Source organism: Planktosalinus sp., assembly GCF_059864935.1.
Genome location: NZ_JCBCCK010000254.1, coordinates 1 through 3,397 on the forward strand (window position 1 = coordinate 1; position 3,397 = coordinate 3,397).

Annotated in this window: 5 protein-coding genes; 3 read left to right on the forward strand and 2 right to left on the reverse strand. The window is 39.4% G+C overall.

Annotation, left to right across the window (positions count from 1 at the left end; translation table 11 throughout):
• The coding region (locus AC6F75_RS08670; RefSeq protein WP_500714610.1) for a sugar nucleotide-binding protein at positions 1-231 on the forward strand (231 nt) is incomplete at its 5' end.
• A gap of 52 nt (positions 232-283) precedes the next feature.
• Here AC6F75_RS08670 and AC6F75_RS08675 read toward each other — a convergent pair.
• Both AC6F75_RS08675 and AC6F75_RS08680 read right to left on the reverse strand, forming a co-directional pair.
• Positions 284-1,015, reverse strand: coding sequence for a hypothetical protein (locus AC6F75_RS08675; RefSeq protein ID WP_500714611.1), 732 nt, complete (start codon positions 1,013-1,015; stop codon positions 284-286).
• 69 nt (positions 1,016-1,084) lie between these two features.
• Positions 1,085-1,894 (reverse strand): universal stress protein, encoded by an 810-nt coding sequence (locus AC6F75_RS08680; protein WP_500714612.1) that lies wholly within the window; start codon positions 1,892-1,894, stop codon positions 1,085-1,087.
• A gap of 157 nt (positions 1,895-2,051) precedes the next feature.
• Between AC6F75_RS08680 and AC6F75_RS08685 the strand changes: the two genes are divergently transcribed.
• Together AC6F75_RS08685 and mutL are read left to right on the forward strand one after the other, a co-directional pair.
• On the forward strand, positions 2,052-2,342 hold the full coding sequence (locus AC6F75_RS08685; protein ID WP_500714613.1) for a riboflavin synthase subunit beta: 291 nt from the start codon (positions 2,052-2,054) through the stop codon (positions 2,340-2,342).
• On the forward strand, positions 2,343-3,397 hold a 1,055-nt coding region (gene mutL / locus AC6F75_RS08690; protein ID WP_500714614.1), incomplete at its 3' end, for a DNA mismatch repair endonuclease MutL.

A 3,397-nucleotide genomic window follows, 5' to 3' on the forward strand; every position in this document is an offset into this window, starting at 1 on the left:
AAAAACTCGGGGATTTACCATTTTTCAAATGCGGGAGCCACGACCTGGTATGGTTTCGCGCAAGCTATCTTTAAAAAACACAATATCAATATCCGGGTCATTCCCGTGACCACTGAACAATTCCCCACTGCTGCAAAACGACCCCGTTACAGTGTGCTGGATAACACAAAAATAACAAATACTTTTTCTTTAAAAGTCAGAAGTTGGCAGGAAGCTTTGGAGTTGTTATAAAAAAAATGCCCGAAGATAACTTCAGGCACTTAACTACTTGATTAATTGGGGGTTAATGATCAAGTAATTCAATAGCATCTTTAATAAGTTCTTTAATTTGGTGTGCAAGTGCATTATTACCATCTGTATCCATAGGGCTTATTTCTATGACACCGTCACCATTTCCGTCTGTAGCACCGGAAAGATTGATGATGTTTGTATTGAATAAAAATGTAAGGTCAAAGTTTATGATTATTGTATCGCCGTCTTGTTCTATAATAACATCAATATTGGTGTCCTCAAAATCAATCTCCACATCTTCTTCAAAATTGTGCCAGAAAACAAAAGGAGCTTCGTTTACTGTGCCTTCAATAAGGATTGATCGTTGGAAAAGTTCGCTGTTGGGGTCACGGCTTCTTGTGATTTCAAACTCCAGTTCTTCATAGACCCCAATGGGAACATCTACTTGCGCAATAGGAAATACAATACTGGGCTGTGATAAATCAAGAACAAAAGGACCTTCAAGTTTGATGTCGCTGTAATAGTTGCCTCCAATTCCGCCACCATCATCATCGTCACCAAACATATCATCATCAAACTCAAGCTCAAAATCTTCAACATTGATCAAAAATCTGGCAATCTCAATATTGGAAATATTTCTTCCGGAATTAAATGTGGCTTTAGCACCAAGAGTGGTTGTTGCTTTTTCACCGGAGAAATTAGAACTGTCATCTTTACTACAAGAAGTGAATATAAAAAGGGTAGCTGAAAAAAATATAAATGATTTTAAAAAGAGAAGTCTCATCGATAATTTCTTTTGATGTTATGTTGTTATAACAAGACAAAAAGAATTTACCCTACCTTTAATTTTAAATTATTCATGCAACACCAAAAAAGGTATTTCTTTTTGGTAGCGTGTATTTGAAGTGTTGGAACTGAAAAAGATTTGCTGAAAAAAGTGAATGTTTTTAGCCACCATGGCAATCAGTTTGATATCGTGCTTTTCAACACACTCCTGTATAGCCTTGTCCAGATTGCGGTTGGTCAACGACATAAACCGGTGGTTGTCTTCCATAAAGTAATCCTGAAGCAGCTCTTTGTTTTGCACCTGATAACCCACTATTACTTCATTTTTTTTGGCCAGATGGATGATATGGATTTGCGCATCAAATATTTCCATTATATCTGTAATGGTTTCTAGAATTTTGGCTCCGTAAAAAATATTGTAATCAGTTGGGAGTGCCAGATTGTTGATTTCATGAAATCGTGCATCTTCAGGGATTACCAAAGTGTTGCATTTCACTTTACTGATGACATCGGTAGTGTTGGAGCCAACAGCTATTTTTTTAATGCCCGATATACCCTTGGTGCCCATTACAATTAAGTCAATGTGCTTGCTTTCTACTTCAGTTCTAATGGCGTCAACAATGGTCCCGGTTGAAGAAAGAGCAAAAAACTTGTGATTTTCATTTTGGAGTGTTGCTTCAATTTTATGAATCAGTACCTGAAGATGGTTTCTGCTTTCAGGGGTAAAGGTTTTGTCGGAAGTTCGAAAACCATTGACTTCATTGACATGCAGCAAATAAAAAGTACACTTTCGGGTTTTAAAAAACGAAGTTGCATACTGAATCGCATTCCACGAGTTCTCAGAAAAATCTGTCGGTATTAGTACATTTGTTATCACCCCTTGAAACTGTATTTAATCACAAAAGTAGACTGAAAGTGTGCTCTGTAAAATGATAAAAATCATAAACACAAAAACAAGTTGAATGTTAACAAATTTTAACCGGTGGGATACGGCATTCTTTTTGTTTTTAAGTAACTTTGAAAATTGATAGATTATGGGAATTTTAAAGACACGCAAAAATAAAAGGTTCAACTATGAGCCCCGGTATTACAAGCCTGACAAAGAAGGAAGTCCGTTTCAGATGGAACGAAAATTTGATCAGTTCAGACGCTCGACGGGTGATATCAAAGGTTTAAAAGCCAAGTTTTCGACGGCCTGGGAAGACCTCAGAAATAATACCGATAAAAAAACGGGACAAACCATTTTAATCATTATTAGTGTCTTAATTCTCATTTTCTTGTTTATTATCGATTTTGAACTTTCTATTTTTAAGCAGCCTTTTTAAATGCCTGATAAAATTCAATTACTCCCTGATCATGTTGCCAATCAGATTGCCGCAGGCGAAGTGGTGCAACGGCCGGCATCAGTAGTCAAAGAACTGCTTGAAAATGCCATTGATGCCGGAGCATCACACATCAAACTACTCATAAAAGATGCCGGGAAAACCCTAGTTCAGGTCATAGACGACGGAGAAGGTATGAGTGCCACAGACGCACGACTGAGCTTTGAACGCCACGCGACTTCAAAAATAAAATCGGCTGAGGATTTGTTTCAGCTTCACACAAAAGGTTTTCGGGGCGAGGCTTTGGCTTCCATTGCAGCCGTGGCTCACGTCGAACTCAAAACCAAAACCGAAATCGTTGAAGTGGGTTCTTTGCTCAAGATTGAAGGCAGCGAGGTAATGGAGCAGGAGGTCATTGTTACACCCAAAGGAACATCGGTGGCAGTTAAGAATTTGTTTTTTAATATTCCGGCACGGCGCAATTTCCTGAAATCAAATCCGGTGGAGACCCGCCATATTATTGATGAATTTCACAGAGTGGCCCTCGCACATCCCGATATTGGTTTTTCCATGCTCAACAACGGTGCCGAGGTGTTTCAACTTCCGGTGTCCAACCTCAGGCAGCGCATTGTCAATATATTTGGTTCCAAAACCAATGAAAAACTGGTGCCTGTTTCAGAAGAGTCTCCTTACCTGACCATCAAAGGATTTATCCTCAAACCCGAATTTGCCAAAAAGAGCAGGGGCGACCAGTTCTTTTTTGTCAACAACCGTTTTATTAAAAGCGGATATTTACATCACGCCGTGCTCTCAGCTTTTGAAGGTTTGCTCAAAGACGGCATGCAGCCCGGCTATTTCCTGTTTCTTGACGTTGACCCTAAAACCATCGACATCAACATTCACCCCACTAAAACCGAGGTGAAATTTGAAGACGAGCACACGCTTTATGCCATGCTTCGCTCGGCCATAAAACACAGCCTGGGTCAGTTTAATGTGGCCCCTGTTCTGGACTTTGACAGGGACAAAACGCTGGATACACCTTATGATTACTCAAAAAA

Excerpts from the sequence above, each read along its gene's own strand:
- AC6F75_RS08675 (WP_500714611.1), bottom strand. The coding sequence starts at position 1,015 with ATGAGACTTCTCTTTTTAAAATCATTTATATTTTTTTCAGCTACCCTT.
- AC6F75_RS08685 (WP_500714613.1), top strand. The coding sequence starts at position 2,052 with ATGGGAATTTTAAAGACACGCAAAAATAAAAGGTTCAACTATGAGCCC.